Source organism: Amycolatopsis sp. w19 (genome assembly GCF_051373225.1).
GTDB classification, from domain to species: domain Bacteria; phylum Actinomycetota; class Actinomycetes; order Mycobacteriales; family Pseudonocardiaceae; genus Amycolatopsis; species Amycolatopsis japonica.
Genome location: NZ_JBPQFM010000060.1, coordinates 1 through 942 on the forward strand (window position 1 = coordinate 1; position 942 = coordinate 942).

A 942-nucleotide genomic window follows, 5' to 3' on the forward strand; every position below is an offset into this window, starting at 1 on the left:
ACGATTTTTAAAAATCTAAGACCTTGGCACATATGGAATTATCAAATGTATTTAAGTACTGCATTGTTAGGTAAGGGCGGTATACCTTATTCACCGGCAACTTTAGATGCTAAAATGACGATTTTAAAAAGTTTTATGAAATGGCTACATGAAACAAAGTATATTCAGTATCCATTACATAAAGAAATCTTAAGCACGTCACTATCTGAGCAAGAAATTCCAAATCGAGATTTGTATTACCACGAAGTCAAACAGCTTCTAGACTACTACAAAGACCATCCTATCAACTATGGATTGTTAACCATGTTGGCTATGACAGGGCTTCGTGTACAAGAAATAGCGAATGCTTCGTGGGGAGATGTATATCTAGACAGTTTGAGTGGCCATTATCGACTAAGAGGAGTAGGTAAGGGTGGAAAGAAATTTGATAAGTTACTTCACCCCTCTCTATATGAACGAATCCTTTCCTTTCGAGCACGACGGCATGTCAGTTCGGTATTAAATACAAGTGATCAAGGGTCATTATTTCCAACCAAAGATGGAGGGTATTATCAATATAAAAACTTAAGTAATTATATTGTGCGTATCATTGAACGAACAGAGTTACCTTTTGTGAAAGAACGAGCTGACAGGATTACGCCCCATTATTTTCGTCACTTTTATGCCATTTACAGTAGGCAGCAGGGAGCAGATATCTTTTTAATTCAAAAGGAACTAGGTCACAGTGATCGTAAGACAACAGAGCGTTATCTGGAGAAGGTTTTGCAGCGCGAACAAGAAATTGGGCTAATGTGGAAGGAACAAGATTTCTAATTACTGTATGTATGGAATTACCCAAGTGTGCTTGAATGGTCTATATGAAGATTTAAATAGAACCTCTTGTTGTTAGTTTTTCTATTGTAGCAATTTTTATTTCTATAGATAAGGACAGGTTTTTTGTGT

1 protein-coding gene is annotated in these 942 nt (G+C 36.4%); it reads left to right on the forward strand.

Annotated features, from left to right (window positions below; all coding sequences use genetic code 11):
* Positions 1-813, forward strand: an 813-nt coding sequence (locus tag ACSMFO_RS40115) for a tyrosine-type recombinase/integrase (protein ID WP_436462531.1), incomplete at its 5' end; no start/stop codon positions are given.
* Between the last annotated feature and the right edge of the window lie 129 nt (positions 814-942).